At 73.3% G+C, this 16,343-nt stretch carries 14 protein-coding genes; 4 read left to right on the forward strand and 10 right to left on the reverse strand.

Features of this window, described 5'->3' with window-relative positions; all coding sequences use genetic code 11:
- Window positions 1-707 precede the first annotated feature (707 nt).
- From EST54_RS36005 to EST54_RS03855, 3 genes are all read left to right on the forward strand, one after another.
- Window positions 708-1,532, forward strand: a complete 825-nt coding sequence (locus EST54_RS36005; protein ID WP_129244993.1) for a helix-turn-helix transcriptional regulator — start codon at window positions 708-710, stop codon at window positions 1,530-1,532.
- 210 nt (window positions 1,533-1,742) lie between these two features.
- Window positions 1,743-2,531, forward strand: a complete 789-nt coding sequence (locus EST54_RS03850) for a dioxygenase family protein (protein ID WP_239012186.1) — start codon at window positions 1,743-1,745, stop codon at window positions 2,529-2,531.
- Between the two features lie 98 nt (window positions 2,532-2,629).
- Window positions 2,630-3,811: a hypothetical protein gene (locus EST54_RS03855; RefSeq protein WP_129244995.1), complete on the forward strand. Its 1,182-nt coding sequence runs from the start codon at window positions 2,630-2,632 to the stop codon at window positions 3,809-3,811.
- Window positions 3,812-3,822: 11 nt separating this feature from the next.
- Here EST54_RS03855 and EST54_RS03860 read toward each other — a convergent pair whose 3' ends face one another.
- A complete protein-coding gene (locus EST54_RS03860) occupies window positions 3,823-5,256 on the reverse strand; it encodes an RsmB/NOP family class I SAM-dependent RNA methyltransferase (protein WP_129244997.1) in 1,434 nt (477 codons plus the stop codon).
- Window positions 5,257-5,575: 319 nt separating this feature from the next.
- Entirely contained in the window at window positions 5,576-6,520 is a 945-nt protein-coding gene (fmt, locus tag EST54_RS03865) for a methionyl-tRNA formyltransferase (protein ID WP_129244999.1), read from the reverse strand.
- Between the two features lie 253 nt (window positions 6,521-6,773).
- On the opposite strand from fmt, the gene EST54_RS03870 reads away from it, so the two are divergent.
- A complete protein-coding gene (locus EST54_RS03870) occupies window positions 6,774-7,328 on the forward strand; it encodes a hypothetical protein (RefSeq protein WP_129245001.1) in 555 nt (184 codons plus the stop codon).
- A gap of 238 nt (window positions 7,329-7,566) precedes the next feature.
- On the opposite strand, the gene EST54_RS03875 is transcribed toward EST54_RS03870, so the two are convergent.
- The 8 genes from EST54_RS03875 to EST54_RS03910 form a co-directional block, all read right to left on the reverse strand.
- Complete coding sequence (locus EST54_RS03875; protein ID WP_129245003.1) at window positions 7,567-9,705, reverse strand: primosomal protein N'; 2,139 nt, start codon at window positions 9,703-9,705, stop codon at window positions 7,567-7,569.
- A 111-nt stretch (window positions 9,706-9,816) separates the two neighbouring features.
- A complete protein-coding gene (gene metK, locus EST54_RS03880) occupies window positions 9,817-11,025 on the reverse strand; it encodes a methionine adenosyltransferase (RefSeq protein WP_006607446.1) in 1,209 nt (402 codons plus the stop codon).
- Window positions 11,026-11,278: 253 nt separating this feature from the next.
- Window positions 11,279-12,514 carry a bifunctional phosphopantothenoylcysteine decarboxylase/phosphopantothenate--cysteine ligase CoaBC gene (gene coaBC, locus EST54_RS03885; protein ID WP_129245005.1) on the reverse strand — a complete coding sequence of 412 codons (1,236 nt, stop codon included), beginning with the start codon at window positions 12,512-12,514 and terminating at the stop codon, window positions 11,279-11,281.
- A 108-nt stretch (window positions 12,515-12,622) separates the two neighbouring features.
- Window positions 12,623-12,895 carry a DNA-directed RNA polymerase subunit omega gene (gene rpoZ / locus EST54_RS03890; protein ID WP_005319902.1) on the reverse strand — a complete coding sequence of 91 codons (273 nt, stop codon included), beginning with the start codon at window positions 12,893-12,895 and terminating at the stop codon, window positions 12,623-12,625.
- A 100-nt stretch (window positions 12,896-12,995) separates the two neighbouring features.
- Window positions 12,996-13,616, reverse strand: coding sequence for a guanylate kinase (gene gmk / locus EST54_RS03895; protein ID WP_129245007.1), 621 nt, complete (start codon window positions 13,614-13,616; stop codon window positions 12,996-12,998).
- Window positions 13,617-13,654: 38 nt separating this feature from the next.
- On the reverse strand, window positions 13,655-13,978 hold the full coding sequence (locus tag EST54_RS03900; RefSeq protein WP_006607450.1) for an integration host factor: 324 nt from the start codon (window positions 13,976-13,978) through the stop codon (window positions 13,655-13,657).
- 215 nt (window positions 13,979-14,193) lie between these two features.
- A complete protein-coding gene (pyrF, locus tag EST54_RS03905; protein ID WP_275415946.1) occupies window positions 14,194-15,165 on the reverse strand; it encodes an orotidine-5'-phosphate decarboxylase in 972 nt (323 codons plus the stop codon).
- Complete coding sequence (locus EST54_RS03910; RefSeq protein WP_129245009.1) at window positions 15,162-16,271, reverse strand: quinone-dependent dihydroorotate dehydrogenase; 1,110 nt, start codon at window positions 16,269-16,271, stop codon at window positions 15,162-15,164. The genes pyrF and EST54_RS03910 overlap by 4 nt, the downstream gene beginning before the upstream one ends.
- Window positions 16,272-16,343 lie beyond the last annotated feature (72 nt).

A 16,343-nucleotide genomic window follows, 5' to 3' on the forward strand; every position in this document is an offset into this window, starting at 1 on the left:
CGGGACGGCGGCCGGAACGCATACCGGGACGTCCACGGGGCGGGCATCGGCCGACGGGACGGCATCGCGCCCCGGGGCCCGCACCCCACGGTGCGTCCGGAGCAGGTGGTGCGCGTGGTCTGCGCGCTGGAAGCCAAGTCGCTGATCGTGCGGGTCCGCGGGGATGAGCAGCGGGGCGCCGCGCGGTTCCGGCAGCTGAGCGCCATCCGGGCCTATGGGATGGACCGGCTCGCGGAAGCCGGGGAGCTGTACGACACCTGGAACCGGGCGCTCGACTGGCTGGCCGGGAAGAGCGCGGAGGCCGCCGGACCCGGGGTGTTCGCCGACCTCACCGAGGAGCCGCTCGGCCAGGAGCGGGAGAACCTCGCGGCGGCCGTCAGCTACTCCGCCGCCCGTTTTGACGGCAGGCACATCCCGCTGGCGCTCGCGCTGTCCCGGTTGCTGTACCGGCAGGAGCAGTTGACGGCCGCGCGCACACTGCTGTCGGGCGTGCTGGAGCGGGTGCAGGACCGCGCAGACCGCGGCGCGGCACTGGCGCTGGCCGCCCGGGCGGCCTGTCTGCAGGACGATCATGCCGCGGCCTCGCCTTCGCCCAGGAGGCCGTCGCCGTCGGACGCGCGGGGCAGCACCCCGCCAGGCTGGCCAATGCCCTGGACGCGCTGGCGGCCGCGCGGCTGTGCCGGGGCGAGTTCTCCGACGCCGTCGCGGTGTTCGCCGAGTGCCTCGACGTGGTCCGTACGCTCGGCCGTCCGCTGGACCTCGCGCTCTCCCGGCACCATCTGGCCTGGGCGCTGCTCCAAACCGGCACGACGACACGGGCCGAGCGGCTGATGCGGGAGTGTCTGCCCGAGTTGGCGGCACGGGCTCCGCTGGGCCAGTTGACGGCCGCCCTGCACACCGACGGTGCGATCCGGTTGGCGCGGGGCGACCTCGATGCCGCCGAGCGGAGGTTCGCCGAAGTGCTGCGCAAGACGCCGCCCGGCGAGAGCTTCCATGCGCTCTATCCGCTGGAAGGACTGGTCATGGTGGCGGCCGGGCGGGGGGATCTTCAGCGGTCGCTCCAGCTGTACGCGGCGGCCGCCGCCATCCGGCAGCGGATCGACACCGAGCCGGAAGCGCACTGGTGGGGACAGGTGGAGGCGACCGTGGCACGGGTCGAGGAGCGGGTGCCCCCCGCTGGTGCCGCGGCGGCGATGGCGGCCGGGCGCCGATTGCGCGGGGCGCGGCTGGTCGCGTATGCACTGCGCGACGGCGAGGGCGGTCCCGTCGGACGCGACAGCGCGTACGAAGAGAGTCCCGAGGGAGTCGGCGCCGCTGGGCACCCGCCCTTGACCGGGCGGGAGTCGGCGGTCGCGAAGCTGGTCGCCGAGGGCCTGACCAACCGGCAGATCGCCGCCCATCTGGGCCTCTCGAAGAGCACCGTGGCCGGCCATCTCGACCGGGTCCGGGACAAGTGGGGGGTCAGGTCCCGCGCCCAGATCGCCGTCCGGGTCGCGGACCAGGCCGCGGGCCGCCCCGAGACCGGCCGCTGAGCGGACCGGCGGCCTTGGCACGCCCGTCTCCAGTCGCCCGGACCTCCGGCCTCCGGCCTCTGGTTCCGGCCTCGGGCCTCCGTCCTCCCGCCGGGTTTCGTCACGCGTACAACTCGCCGGTCAACCGACCGATGCGCGGGCCGGGCCGGCACCGGAGGCTGGGCGGGAGAGCGAACGCCGTCAGGGACGGCCCGTCCCGTGGGGTGCCTCATGACCGAGTTCTTCCGGCAAGGAGATGCGATGCGCTACGCCGACGATTCGAGCCCGGAGGCCGCGACCGGCCCGCAACCGCCGTCACGGGCAGACGGCGAGCAGGGAAGTTCGAGGAGGGCCTTCCTCAAGACCACGTCCGCAGGGGTGACTTCGGTGGCCCTCGGGGCGAGCGTGGCTGCCTCGGCGGGCCCGGCCGCCGAGGCGGCGGAGCGGGGCCGTCCGGCGACGACACCCCGTGCGGCGCGCCCGCTCGCCGTCACCCCGGCCTGTTCGGGCCAGGAAACCCCGGCGTCCATCGAGGGCCCGTTGTTCAAGCCCCACTCCCCCGCCCGGGGCGATCTGATCACGCCGGCCATCCGCGGCGTACGCCTCGACCTCGCCGGGGTCGTCTACGACACCGCCTGCAAGCCGCTGCCCGAAACGCTCATCGAGTTCTGGCAGTGCGATCAGAACGGCGACTACGACACCCAGGGTTTCTCCCTCCGCGGTCACCAGTACACGGACAGCAGGGGCGGCTACCGCCTGAAGACCATCATCCCCCGGGACTACTGGGGACGTTGGGGCCAACGGGCGCCGCACATCCACACCCAGGTGCAGGTGTCCGGCGGCCCGCTGCTGGTCACCCAGCTGTACTTCCCCGACGACACCCAGGCCTACGGCCGGGACTTCGCCGCCCTCAACGCCGCCGACCGGCTCCTCAATCGCGCCTGCACCATCGGCCTCACCGGCCCCGAAGGCGGCCGCTACACCGGCACCTTCGACTTCGTGCTCACCACGACGGCCTAGAGAGCAGACGGCGCCCCTCAGCCCCGCTCCCGCTCCCGCTCCCGCTCCCGCTCCCGCAGGTTTGATTCCCCGTTCAGAATTCAGACAAGGAATTCCGTATGCCCTCCCGTACCTCCCTGCCCCGACGACGTCTTGGCCGGGTGCCGCTGTTGCCGGCCGCGCTGGCCGCCACCCTGGTCACCGGGGCGCTGGTCGCGGCCGGCCTCAACGGTGAGCCGGTCGCATCCGCAGCAGCCACCGTTCCCGCCTCGTCCGGCACCGCCCCCGCACCCTCCGCGTCACGCGCCGGCCAATGGCGCACGACACCGGTGCCGGTGGCGAAGGGCGATCTGACCGCGATAGCGGCGCTGGGCGACAAGCAGGCCTGGGCCGTGGGCTATCGGCTGAAGAGCGCCACCGCGCTCGAACCCGTCGCACTGCGCTGGGACGGTACCTCCTGGACCCAGGAGTCCACCCTGCCGGCGAACAGCTTCCCGCAGGCCCTCGCCGTCCGGTCGGCCAACGACATCTGGGCGGTGGGCAGCGCGTCGGCGCACTGGGACGGAACCTCCTGGACCACCCACCAACTGGCCGCGGACCCGGGCGGCCGGGTCGTCCCCGACGCGGTGACGACGACATCCGACGGGAAGGCGTGGACGGTGGGCCGGGCGATGAACCGGTCGGTCAAGGACGGCGTCCCGGCCATCCAGTCGTGGGACGGCAAGAGCTGGCACCGGCAGACCTTGCCCGATGTCGGCAAAGGCGAACTGAGCAGCGTCACGGCCATCGCCCCGGACGACATCTGGGCGGTCGGCACCGCGTACGCCGCCGACGCCTCGTCACCGCAGACGGCGCTGCTGCTGCACTGGGACGGCACCGCCTGGAAGCGCAGCACCGCGCCCGGCCCGCAGGAATCCCACGACTGGCTCGGCGGGGTCACCGCGTTCGCCGCCGACGACGTCTGGGCAGTGGGCGGCAGTACGTCCGGCGGCGCGGAACGGCCCTACGCCGTGCACTGGAACGGCACCGCCTGGACGGCCGCGAAGACGCCGGACGTGGCGGACGGCCGGCTGCGTGCCGTCGGCCGGACGCGGAACGGCGAACTCTGGGCCGTCGGCGGCAAGGGCGCCGCGTCCGTCGCGCTGCGGTGGAACGGACCGAAGAAGCAGTGGGACCCGGCTTCGGCCCCGGGCCTCGTCGTCCGCGGCTTCACCACGGTGCCCCACAGCGCCGACCTCTGGGCCGCCGGTCTCGCCGAACACGGCGACCTCGTACCGGCGATCACCCGGCTGAAGGGCTGATCAGGAGGCGCTCACCCCGTGCGCCGCAGCAGTGCCAGGTACATCGCGTCCGTGCCGTGCAGATGCGGCCAGAGCTGGACGTCCGGGCCGTCGCCGAGGGCCGGGACGTCCGGCATCAGGGGACGGGCGTCCACCCACTCCGCCGCCACCGGTGTTCCGCCCCGCCCCTTGAGGACGTCGTCCACCACGGCCCGGGTCTCGGCCGGATGCGGGGAGCAGGTCGCATAGCCGACGACGCCGCCGACCCGTACCGCCGCCAGCGCCTGCCGCAGCAGCTCACGCTGGAGCGGGGCGAAGCCGTCCAGGTCCTCGGGGCGGCGGCGCCAGCGCGCCTCCGGCCGCCGGCGCAGCGCGCCCAGACCGGTGCACGGCACGTCCACCAGCACCCGGTCGAAGGCTCCGGCCCGCCAGGCGGGGCGGGTGCCGTCGGCGGCGATGACCGCGTACGGGCCCGGGTTGCCGTCGAGGGCGCGGGCCACCAGCCGGGCGCGGTGCGGCTGCTTCTCCGAGGCCAGCAGGGCGGCGCCGCGCTGCGCCGCGAGCGCCGCCAGCAGCGCCGCCTTGCCGCCGGGGCCCGCACAGCCGTCGAGCCAGGCGCGGTCGGTGCCCTCGACGGGGGCGTTGGCCAGGGCGAGGGCGACGAGCTGGCTGCCCTCGTCCTGCACCCCGGCACGTCCCTCGCGGACCGGGTCCAGCGCGCCCGGTTCGCCGCCCTCCGCGAGCCGCACCGCGTACGGGGACCAGCGTCCGGGCAGCGCACTGTCCTCGCCGGCCGCCGCCAGCAGTTCCTCGGTGGTGGACCGGCCGGGGCGGGCCACCAGCGTCACCTCGGGGCGTTCGTTGTCCGCCTCCAGCAGGTCCTCGATGCCGGCCCGGCCGCCGCCGAGCGCGTCCCACAGCGCCGAGACGACCCAGCGGGGGTGCGCATGCACGATGCCGAGGTGCTCCTCGGGGTCCTCGTCGTACGGCGGGGCGACCCGCTCCAGCCAGCCGTCGAGGTCATGGGCCGCGACCTTGCGCAGCACCGCGTTGACGAACTTCGCCCGCCCGTCGCCCAGCACCACCCGGGCCAGCTCGACGCTCGCGCTCACCGCGGCGTGCGTCGGGATACGGGTGCCGAGCAGTTGGTGCGCCCCGAGGGTGAGCACGTCCAGGACCGGCGGATCCACCTCCCGCAGCGGGCGGTCCACACACTGCGCGAGGATCGCGTCATAGGTGCCCTGCCGCCGCAGCGAGCCGTACACCAGCTCCGTCGCCAGCGCCGCGTCCCGGGCGTCGAAGTCCTCGCGCTCGCGCGCCTTGCGCAGCAGCGGCGGCAGCACCAGATTCGCGTAGGCGTCCCGCTCGTCGACGGCCCGCAAGGCCTCGAACGCGAGGATGCGGACCGGGTCCTTCTGCGGGCGGCGGTAGGGCTTGCTGGGGCGGCGACGGGGCTGCTGGCTCACAGAAAAGGTGCTCCGGATACGAGATGAGGGGTCCGTCCCAGCCTACGCGGGCGAACCGGCCACCTGCGCGGGAGGCCGGGGCGCGCGGGGGCCGGGGCGCACGGGGAGGCCGGGCCCGTGCCGGGGCGGAGGACGAGCGCGGGCCGGGTACCCGCGGGCGCCGGCGGAGAGGAGCGGCGGCTCGGCGGTGCGGCGGTGTGGCGGCTCGGCGGCGTGGGCGGGACTCCCGGAATACCGCCCGCGCCCGCCGCGTTGTGGCCCCGCAGGGGGCGCTTGCATCCCCTACGGGATGTGTTCGCCCACCCCTAGAGCCTGTCCCCTAAGCCCCGTCCCCCAGCCGCTCCCCCGCCTCGATGCGCACCCCGCGCGCCCAGTCGGCCGCCTTCATCGGCTTCTTGCCCTGCGGCTGCACCCAGCCCAGTTCGAGGGGGTGGCTGCCCGTCCCGGCGTACACCGCCTTCTTGGTGACGGCGAGCGCGCCGGGCGCCAGCGCCAACTCGTCGTGCCCCGCCGCGGAGGCGGCCGACATCAGCTTGAGCCGCTCGCCGCGGAAGACCGTCCAGGCACCGGGCGCGGGCGCGCAGCCGCGGATGACCCGGTCGACCCGCAGCGCGGGCGCCGTCCAGTCCACCTTGGCGTCCTCGACCTCGATCTTCGGGGCGAGCGTGACGCCCTCGGCCGGCTGCGGCACCGCCTGCAGCGTGCCGTCCTCGATGCCGTCCATCGTCGCCACCAGCAGCCCGGAACCGGCGAACGCCAGCCGGGTGAGCAGATCGCCGCTGGTGTCCATCGGCCGGACCTGCTCGGTCAGCACCCCGTAGACCGGACCGGAGTCCAGGCCCTCCTCGATCTGGAAGGTCGAGGCGCCGGTCACCTCGTCGCCCGCGAGCACGGCGTGCTGCACGGGCGCCGCCCCCCGCCATGCGGGCAGCAGCGAGAAGTGCAGATTGACCCACCCCTTGGCGGGAATGTCGAGCGCGGCCTTCGGCAGCAGCGCGCCGTAGGCGACCACCGGGCAGCAGTCCGGCGCGATCTCCCGCAGCCTGGCCAGGAAGTCCTCCTCGCGTGGCCGGACGGGCTTGAGCACCTCGATGCCGGCCTCCTCCGCCCGCTCCGCGACGGGGCTGGCGACCAGCTTCCGGCCGCGTCCGGCGGGCGCGTCGGGCCGGGTCACTACGGCCACGACCTCGTGCCGGTCCGAGGCGATCAGGGCATCGAGGGCGGGTACGGCGACCTCGGGGGTGCCGGCGAAGACAAGCCTCATGGGTGGCGAACTACCTCTCACACGCAGCGGAACGACGCACCAGTCTATGGGTCCGGCTCCCGGGCCACGGGCGACGGTTCCAGGGGGCGTACACGAATTCCCGCGCCTTGTACGGAAGCTCGTACGCCCCCATACCGTGACCAGAGCCGCTGCTGTCGCGTTGGTCAAAAAGCATTGACCTGAAGACCGGGCCGCCCTGGCGGCCCGCTCTCTTTCATCCTTCCTTTTCCACGCCGGTTCGAGAGGCATGCTCATGGCCGACCACGCAACCCACGACGCCCAGGCGCGCGCCAGCCTGCATCTCCTGGTGCGGGACATCGAACGGGTGCGCCGGCAGGTGGACGCACTGCGCACGCTGACCGCTCAGCTCGGCAACGTCTACCGGCCACGGCGCACGGGCCCCTCCGCGGGCTTTGTCGTCTACGGACGCGCGCCCGCTCCGACGGTGCGCCTCGCCCAGGAGTTGCGGGACAGCGTCGAAACACTCGTCACCGCCGCGGTCGACTTCGACCGTTCGCTGGGCTTCTCGTGGGACGCGGTGGGTTCGGCGCTCGGCGTGACCAAACAGGCGGTGCACCGCCGTTATGGCGGCCGCAGAGCCGCCGCGCAGCCCGCCGCGGACAGCAACGGCGCGGAGCCTGCGGTACGTTCCCCCGAATCCTCCGCGCCCCGCACGGTAAGCATGGCGGCGGGTCTGCCCGGCTCGGCGGCCGTACCTTCCGCCCGGTCCCTGCCCGCCCAGCCGTCCGCCACCTCCCGCGACGAACCCGCCCGCCCGGGCGCCTTCCCCGGCCCCCGCAACGGCTGAACCACTCCCCCCTCGGGCGCCTCGCGCCCACGCGCCGCCCGCCAGCGCCCCGGAACCGCCCCCGACACCGGTCCCGGGGCGGCGCCATGTCCGGGGCCGATCGGGCCGTGCCGTGCCGTGCCGAACACGGCATGGCTGCCGTACGACGGGGCGCGATTGCGGATGGCGGGATGGCGGGGTCACGAGCGCCGAGGCCGTCCCCCGCACCGAGCGGTCTCACCAGCCGCACCGAGCGGTCTCACCCGAGATCGGGGGGATCGATCCGGACCCGTACGGCCTCCCCCTCCCGCTTGACCATCCGGGCCGCGCGGGCGGCCTTGAGCGCCGCGGCGAGCGCCGCGCCCTGGCCCGGGCGGACGCGTACCAGCGCCCGCTCCCACTGTTCGCCGGCCGGCGGGTCGCCCGGCCGGCGCGGGCGAGCGGGGTCCGGTATGGGCAGGGGTACGGGGCCCAACACCTCGGCGCCGGCGGGGAGTTCGGCGGACCGCAGCAGTTCGGTGACGTCCTCGGACCGGCCGGTCACGGAGGCCATCCGCGACACCGGGGGGAAGCCCAGCTCGGCCCGCTCGGCCAGCTCGCGGACCGCATGGCCGACCGGATCCCAGCGCACCAGCGCCTGCACCGGCCGCAGCGTCGGTTCCGCGATCACCGCGACCGTGCCCCCTGCCGCCTGACCGCGGACCAGCCCGGCGGCGCCCAGCCAGCGGCGCAGCGCCTCCTCCCCGGCCCGCAGATCCGGCCGCCCGAGCAGCGCCCAGCCGTCCAGCAGCAGCGCGGCCGCATACCCGCCGCCCGCTGCCACCGGCTCCGCGCCCGGTGTGCTCACCACGAGCGCGGGGGCGTCCGGCACCGTCGCCAGCACATGGTCCCGCCCCGAGGTGCGCACCGGGACCGCCGGGAAGACCCGGCCCAGCTCCTCCGCCGTGCGCCGCGCCCCCACGACCCGGGCCCGCAGCCGCGCGCCACCGCACTCGCCGCAATGCCAGTCGGACTCCGGCCGTCCGCACCACGCGCAGACCAGGTCGCCCGCGTGCTGCGATTCCAGCGGGCCCGCGCAGGCCCGGCAGCGCGCGGGGGTACGGCACCGTTCGCACGACAGCCGGGGCGCATATCCGCGGCGCGGCACCTGGACGAGGACCGGCCCGCGCTGCAGCCCCTCCCGCACCAGCTGCCAGGCCATCGTCGGCAGCCGGGCGGCCCGCGCGGCGGCGTCCCGCGCCTCGTCACCGTCGCTGACCGTACGCACCAGCGGCGCCGCGGCCCGCACCTGCTCGCGCTCGGCGGCCAGCGGGCGCGCCCAGCCGGTCTCGACCAGCTGCGCCGCCTCGACGGTGCAGCTCAGCCCGCCCAGCAGGAAGCCGGCGCGCTCGTTGACCGAGCGCTGGGTGAGGACCTCGCGGGCATGCGGCTGGGGCGCATGGGGATCGCTGTGGCTGGCGTCCCCGTCGTCCCAGAGGGCGACCAGCCCCAGATCGGCGACCGGGGCGAACATCGCCGCGCGCGTCCCGACCACGGCCCGCACCGCGCCCCGGCTCACCGCCAGCCAGCGGCGGTAGCGCTCCTCCGGGCCGGCATCGGCGGTGAGCAGCACATGCCGGTCCGTCCCGATCAGCTCGCCGAGCGCCGCGTCCACCCGCGCCGCGGCCCGCCCGTCCGGCACCACCACCAGCGCGCCACGCCCGCCCGCCAGCGCCGCGGCGGCCGCCCGCGCCAGCTCCTGCGGCCAGGTCGCCCCGGGCAGCGCGGTCCACACGGCCCGCGGGGCGTCCCCGCGCGTCAGCGCCGTCAAAAACCCGGGGCCCGCGCCGTAACGCTCCCAACTTCCCGGCTCCGGTGGTGCGTTGGGCGGCTGTGGGGCGGGCGACGGCTTGGCCTCGGCCCGCGCCCGCCGCGGGGGGACCGCCAGCTGCACCACATCGGCCAGCGACCCGGCATAGCGGTCCGCGACCGCCCGGCACAGCCCCAGCAGCTCCGGCGTCAGCACCCGCTCCGACGACAGCACCTGGGCGATCGGCGCCAGCACCCCGCGGTAGTCGCTCTCCGCGACCCGTTCCACGATGAATCCGCTGACCAGCTTGCCGCCCTCGCGCCGGCCGCCCTTCTCCCCCGCGCCGAACCGCACCCGCACCCGCACCCCGGGCTGCGCCTCCTGGTCCATCGCCGCGGGCACCGCATAGTCGAAATACCGGTCGAGGTGCACCAGGCCCTTGTCGACCAGCACCCGCGCCACCGGCAGCTGTGCCGCGAGCTCGGCGCCCCGCCAGGTCCGCGGCTTCGCGCGCCCGGCCTTGTTCTCCCGCACGGCCTCGCGGATGAGGGCCAACTGCTCGCCCGCATCCGACGCCCCCGCCTCCGGTCGCCCGTTCTCCCTGCTCACAGCACCAGTCTTAGCAGACGGCACGGACAGCGACGGGTGGCTGTGGACAACCGACGGCCCCGGACCGCCTGGCGGTCCGGGGCCGTGGTCACCTCATACGAGGCAGTGGGCTTACAGCCCGGCGGCCTGCTTCAGCGCCTCCACACGGTCCGTGCGCTCCCAGGTGAAGTCCTCCAGCTCACGGCCGAAGTGGCCGTAGGCGGCGGTCTGGGCGTAGACCGGGCGGAGCAGATCGAGGTCGCGGATGATGGCGGCCGGGCGGAGGTCGAAGACCTCGCCGATGGCCTGCTCGATCTTGTCGGTGTCGACGGTGGCGGTGCCGAAGGTCTCGACGAAGAGACCGACCGGCTCGGCCTTGCCGATGGCGTAGGCGACCTGAACCTCGCAGCGGGCCGCGAGGCCGGCGGCGACGACGTTCTTGGCGACCCAGCGCATCGCGTAGGCGGCCGAGCGGTCGACCTTGGACGGGTCCTTGCCGGAGAAGGCACCGCCGCCGTGGCGGGCCATGCCGCCGTAGGTGTCGATGATGATCTTGCGGCCGGTGAGGCCGGCGTCGCCCATCGGGCCGCCGATCTCGAAGCGGCCGGTCGGGTTGACCAGGAGACGGTAGCCGTCGGTGTCCAGCTTGATGCCGTCCTCGACGAGCTGGTTGAGGACGTGCTCGACGACGAACTCGCGGATGTCGGGCGCCAGCAGCGAGTCGAGGTCGATGTCGCTGGCGTGCTGCGAGGAGACCACGACGGTGTCGAGGCGGACGGCCTTGTGGCCGTCGTACTCGATGGTGACCTGGGTCTTGCCGTCGGGGCGGAGGTAGGGGATGGTGCCGTTCTTGCGGACCTCGGAGAGGCGCTTGGAGAGCCGGTGCGCGAGGTTGATCGGGAGCGGCATCAGCTCCGGGGTCTCGTCGCAGGCGTAGCCGAACATCAGGCCCTGGTCGCCCGCGCCCTGCTTGTCCAGCTCGTCGTCGTCGCCCTCGACGCGGTTCTCGTACGCGGTGTCGACACCCTGGGCGATGTCCGGGGACTGCGCACCGATGGACACCGAGACGCCGCAGGAGGCGCCGTCGAAGCCCTTCTTGGACGAGTCGTAACCGATGTCCAGGATCTTGTTGCGGACGAGGTTGGGGATGTCGGCGTACGCCTTCGTGGTCACCTCGCCGGCCACGTGCACCAGGCCGGTGGTGATCAACGTCTCCACGGCGACCCGGGAGGTCGGGTCCTCCTTGAGGAGAGCGTCGAGGATGGTGTCGCTGATCTGGTCAGCGATCTTGTCGGGGTGGCCCTCGGTGACGGACTCCGAGGTGAAGAGGCGGCGGGACACATCGCTCCCTGGGGTTGCAGCGGCTGCTGGCTGATCATTGGCGGAAGGGCCGAGAGCTGCGCTCGGCCCGATCCACTCGCCAGTTTATCGGTCGTATGCGGCGTTCGGACACGCAGTCTCGATTTATGGACCCCTCGTGACCTGGGACACCGCGACTCACGGTAGGACGATCACCTTGAGAATGGGGCGGGTCAAGGGGACACGCCCGATTTTGTACGGCCGAAGGAGTGATTCCGGAGGCCGGATACGCGTCTCAGCGTTCGGTATCGGCCAGGCGCGGAGCCACCAGGTCCCAGACCGTATCGGCCAGGTCTTCCTTGGGTCCGTACGGCACCGGGGTCTCGGCGCCGTCGGCCGCCAGGATCACCGCTTCGTTCCCGGCCGAGCCGAAGGCCTTGTGCTCCCCGACCTCATTGACGACCAGCAGGTCACAGCCCTTGCGGGCGAGTTTGGCGCGGCCGTTGGCGAGCACGTCGTCGGTCTCGGCGGCGAAGCCGACCACGACCTGGCCCGGGCGGGCCCGCTCCGCGGAGAGCTCGGCCAGGATGTCTGGATTTCTCACTAGAGTTACCGGCTCCGGCTCCTGGCCGTCGATCTTCTTGATTTTGCCGGTGGTGTAGACGGCGGGCCGGAAGTCGGCCACGGCGGCGGCCATGACCACCGCATCGGCCTCCGCGGCGGCCTTCAGTACGGCCTCGCGCAGCTGACGGGCCGTGCCGATACGGATCACGTCGACGCCGGCCGGATCGGGCAGCTCGGTGTTGCCGGCGACGAGGGTGACCCGGGCGCCGCGGGCCACCGCGGTCCGGGCGAGCGCATAGCCCTGCATGCCCGAGGAGCGGTTGCCCAGATAGCGGACCGGGTCCAGCGGCTCGCGGGTGCCGCCCGCGCTGACCACCACATGGCGGCCGGCGAGATCCCGCTCGGCCGCCCGCGGGCCGCGAGCCAGCATCCGGCGGCAGAGTTCGAAGATCTCGGCCGGGTCGGGGAGGCGGCCCTTGCCGGTGTCGACACCGGTCAGCCGGCCGACCGCGGGCTCGATGACGAGCGCGCCGCGGCGGCGCAGGGTGGCGACGTTCTCCTGGGTGGCGGGGTTCTCCCACATCTCGGTGTGCATCGCCGGGGCGAAGACCACCGGACATCGCGCGGTGAGCAGCGTGTTCGTCAGCAGATCGTCGGCGAGGCCGTGGGCGGCCTTGGCCAGCATGTCGGCGGTGGCCGGGGCGACCACTACGAGATCGGCGGTCTGGCCGATGCGGACGTGCGGGACCTCGTGGACGGACTCCCAGACCTCGGTGCCGGCCGGGTTGCCGGACAGCGCCGACCAGGTGGCCTCGCCGACGAAGTGCAGCGCCGAGGCGGTCGGCACGACCCGTACGTCGTGCCCGGACTCGGTCAGCCGCCGCAGCAGCTCGCACGCCTTGTACGCGGCGATCCCGCCGCTGACCCCCAGGACGACCCTGGGCCGCTCCCGCTCCCGCTTGTCCATCGCTTCGCCGCTCCCCGGGCTCGGTCCGTGTGCCTGTATGCCCCTATGACACACCAAGGGCCCGGCGGACGCGCCGCCGGGCCTCGATGAACGGTACTGCTGTGCTGCCTACTGCGCGGGGCCCTCGATGGCCTCGGAGGTCAGCAGACCCGCGTTGATCTCGCGCAGCGCGATCGACAGGGGCTTCTCGTGGACGTGCGTGTCCACGAGGGGGCCGACGTACTCCAGCAGGCCCTCGCCGAGCTGCGAGTAGTACGCGTTGATCTGGCGCGCGCGCTTGGCGGCGTAGATCACGAGGCTGTACTTCGAATCGGTGGCCTCGAGAAGCTCATCAATGGGCGGGTTGATGATGCCCTCGGGTGCAGTGATGGAAGAGGACACTCTCTGCCTTCCGAAAGGGGATGAAGCCTGGGTCATGCGCCTGGTCGTACGCAATGGCGCAAAATCGTGGACGATCCGGGGCCGGTGAAGCTCGGCGGGGTCAGCCGCTGGTGTTCCGCTCCTCGGATCGATGCAGCATCAAGGCTAGCAGCTCGCGGCTGACGTCCTCGACGGAGGTATTGACAAGCGTCACATCGAACTCTTTCTCCGCTGCCAGCTCGACCCTGGCGGCGGCCAGCCGACGTTCGATGACCTCCGGCGCCTCCGTGCCCCGGCCGGTGAGCCGGCGGACCAGCTCGTCCCAGCTCGGCGGGGCGAGGAAGACCAGATGGGCCTCCGCCATGGACTCGCGTACCTGGCGGGCGCCCTGCAGATCGATCTCCAGCAGGACCGGCTCGCCGGCCTCCAGCCGGTCCAGCACCGCCTTGCGGGGGGTGCCGTAGCGGTTGCCGGCGAATTCGGCCCATTCGAGCAGCTCACCGTTGGCGATCAGCTTGTCGAATTCCACGTCGTCGACGAAGAAGTACTGCACGCCGTGCTGTTCCCCGGGGCGCGGCTTGCGGGTCGTGGCCGAGACCGAGAGCCAGACCTCGGGGTGGACCTTGCGCATATGCGCGACGACCGTGCTCTTACCGACCCCGGAGGGGCCGGAGAGCACGGTCAGCCGCGGTTGTCTGGCCGGGGGCTCGGGGGTCGTCCCCCGGGAGACTGCAGAACTCATGCCGCGATTATTCCAGCTTCCCGGTAGTGCCGGAAAATTCAGGAAGCAGTACTGCCGAACTCGCGCTCCAGCGACGCGATCTGGTTGGAGCCGAGCCCCCGGACTCGGCGGCTCTCGGAGATGCCGAGCCGTTCCATGATCTGCTTGGCGCGGACCTTGCCGACGCCCGGCAGGGACTCCAAGAGGGCGGAGACCTTCATCTTGCCGATGACGTCATTCTCCTGGCCCTGCTTGATGACCTCATGGAGGGAAGCACCGGAGTGCTTGAGCCGATTCTTGACCTCGGCGCGCTCCCGGCGAGCCGCGGCGGCCTTCTCGAGCGCGGCTGCGCGCTGTTCAGGGGTAAGGGGCGGAAGAGCCACGCCTACGTCACCTCGGATGTCGAACTGTCGGATACGGACCGGTGTGGAACCTAGTCGCCCCGCACCTGCGGAGCAACGAGCAACGCGCTTACGTGCACTGCTCTCGTCGGAGACTAGCGGGCGAGGGCTCCGGAGTCAGCGAGAACAGACGAAAAGTCCTGGTCAGACTCTGCTGACCAGGACAATTCGGGACCAAAGTCCCCGTCGGACGGCGTTCAGGCGAGCGCGGTGCGCACTTCGCCGGTGAATCGGTCCACCGCCGCGCGCAGTGCCGCGGCGTCCGGACCGTGCCGCAGCACCCCCCGGCTGACGCTCGGCAGGACGTTGTACACCGCGTCCCCGAAGACGGTCGGGAGGTCAGCGGGGGTGGCGCCCTGAGCGCCGATGCCGGGGGCGAGCAGCGGGCCGTTGATCGCCAGGTCGAACGAGGAGAGATCGCCGAGCGTGGCGCCGACGACCGCGCCGAAGGAACCCAGCGGCTCGGCGCCGGCGTTCTCGGCGGCGAGGTGGCCGAGCATGGTCGCCGCGACGGTGCTGCCGTCGGCGCGGACCGCGCGCTGGACCTCCTGGCCCTCCGGATTGGAGGTGAGGGCGAGGGTGAACAGCCCGCAGCCGTTCTCCCGGGCCAGGTCGACGGCCGGGCGCAGCGAGCCGTAGCCCAGGAACGGGCTGACCGTGACGGCGTCCGAGAACAGCGGGGAGGCCGGGTCGAGGTAGGTCGCGGCGTACGCGGCCATGGTGGAGCCGATGTCGCCGCGCTTGGCGTCCATCAGGACCAGGGCGCCGCGCTCGCGGGCCTCGACGACGGCGGTCTCCAGGACGGCCAGGCCGCGCGAGCCGAAGCGCTCGAAGAACGCGGATTGTGGCTTGAAGACGGCCGCCGACTCGCCGAGGGCCTCCACGACGGTGCGGGTGAACCGCGCCAGGCCGGCGACGTCGTCGTTCAGGCCCCAGTCGGCCAGCAGCGCGGCGTGCGGGTCGATGCCGACACAGAGCGGACCGCGCTCGTCCATGGCGCGGCGCAGGCGGGCCCCGAAGGGGTCCGCAGACGAATCCTGCGGCCCGGAGGGCTCCGGTGAGGGGTGGTGGTCGGGTGACGGGCGGGCCCCGAAGGGGTCCGCAGACGAGTCTTGCGGCCCGGAGGGCCTCCGTGAGGGGTGGTGGTCGGGTGACGGGCGGGCGGTCATGCGGTCACCTTCTTGTGCTCGGCGCCGACGGCCTCGGCGAGGGTGGCGTAGGGGCTGTTGCGCAGGCGGGCGGCCAGTCCCTTGTGGATCGCGCGGCACCAGAACGGGCCCTGGTAGATGAAGGCGCTGTAGCCCTGGACCAGGGTGGCGCCGGCGAGGATGCGCTGCCAGGCGTCCTCGGCGTCCTCGATGCCGCCGACGCCGATCAGGGTGATCGTGTCGCCGACCCGGGCGTAGAGGCGGCGCAGCACCTCCAGGGAGCGCTCCTTGACGGGCGCGCCGGACAGCCCGCCGGTCTCGGCGATCAGCGCCGGGTCGGAGGTCAGGCCCAGGCCCTCGCGGGCGATGGTGGTGTTGGTGGCGATGATCCCGTCCAGACCCAGTTCGACGGCGAGGTCGGCCACCGCGTCCACGTCCGCGTCGGCGAGGTCCGGTGCGATCTTGACCAGCAGCGGGACCCGGCGGTCGGTGACCGTGCGGTCGGCGGCCTCGCGGACCGCGGTCAGCAGCGGGCGCAGCTGGTCGACGGCCTGGAGGTTGCGCAGCCCCGGCGTGTTCGGGGAGGAGACGTTGACGACCAGGTAGTCGGCGTGGCGGGCGAGCCGCTCGGTGGAGGTGACGTAGTCGGCGGTGGCCTCGTCCTCCGGTACGACCTTGGTCTTGCCGATGTTGACGCCGACGGTGGCCGGGAAGACCGGGTTGCGGGCCGCCAGGCGGGCCGCCACGGACGCCGAGCCGTCGTTGTTGAAGCCCATCCGGTTGATCAGCGCACGGTCCGGTACGAGGCGGAACAGGCGCTTCTTGGGGTTGCCCGGCTGCGGCTGGGCGGTGACCGTGCCGATCTCGACATGGTCGAAGCCGAGCATGGTCATGCCGTCGATGGCGACGGCGTTCTTGTCGAAGCCGGCGGCCAGCCCGAAGGGGCCGTGCATCCGGCGGCCGAGGGCCTCGGTGCGCAGTTCCTTGTAGCGGGGGGCGAGGGCGGCCGCGAGGAAGGTGCGCAGCACGGGGAGGCGCACGGCCAGCTGGATCCAGCGGAAGGCCAGGTGGTGGGCCTTCTCGGCATCCATGCGCCGGAAGAACAGGGCGAAGAACAGGCGGTACATCGTCGGGCGGGACCTTCCGCGGTGAGGAGTCGGGGGCTCGTGGAGCGGGTGCGGGGCTCACGAAGAGGGGGA

The organism is Streptomyces sioyaensis (assembly GCF_004122735.1).
Classification (GTDB): Bacteria; Actinomycetota; Actinomycetes; order Streptomycetales; family Streptomycetaceae; genus Streptomyces; species Streptomyces sioyaensis.

What these genes read in the sequence shown, in the direction of transcription:
- gmk (WP_129245007.1), bottom strand. Translation starts at nt 13,616, where the DNA reads ATGAGTTCTGCAGTCTCCCGGGGGACGACCCCCGAGCCCCCGGCCAGA.
- pyrF (WP_275415946.1), bottom strand. Translation starts at nt 15,165, where the DNA reads ATGACCGCCCGCCCGTCACCCGACCACCACCCCTCACGGAGGCCCTCC.
- EST54_RS03870 (WP_129245001.1), top strand. Translation starts at nt 6,774, where the DNA reads ATGGCCGACCACGCAACCCACGACGCCCAGGCGCGCGCCAGCCTGCAT.
- coaBC (WP_129245005.1), bottom strand. Translation starts at nt 12,514, where the DNA reads ATGGACAAGCGGGAGCGGGAGCGGCCCAGGGTCGTCCTGGGGGTCAGC.
- EST54_RS03910 (WP_129245009.1), bottom strand. Translation starts at nt 16,271, where the DNA reads ATGTACCGCCTGTTCTTCGCCCTGTTCTTCCGGCGCATGGATGCCGAG.
- EST54_RS03855 (WP_129244995.1), top strand. Translation starts at nt 2,630, where the DNA reads ATGCCCTCCCGTACCTCCCTGCCCCGACGACGTCTTGGCCGGGTGCCG.
- EST54_RS03850 (WP_239012186.1), top strand. Translation starts at nt 1,743, where the DNA reads ATGACCGAGTTCTTCCGGCAAGGAGATGCGATGCGCTACGCCGACGAT.
- fmt (WP_129244999.1), bottom strand. Translation starts at nt 6,520, where the DNA reads ATGAGGCTTGTCTTCGCCGGCACCCCCGAGGTCGCCGTACCCGCCCTC.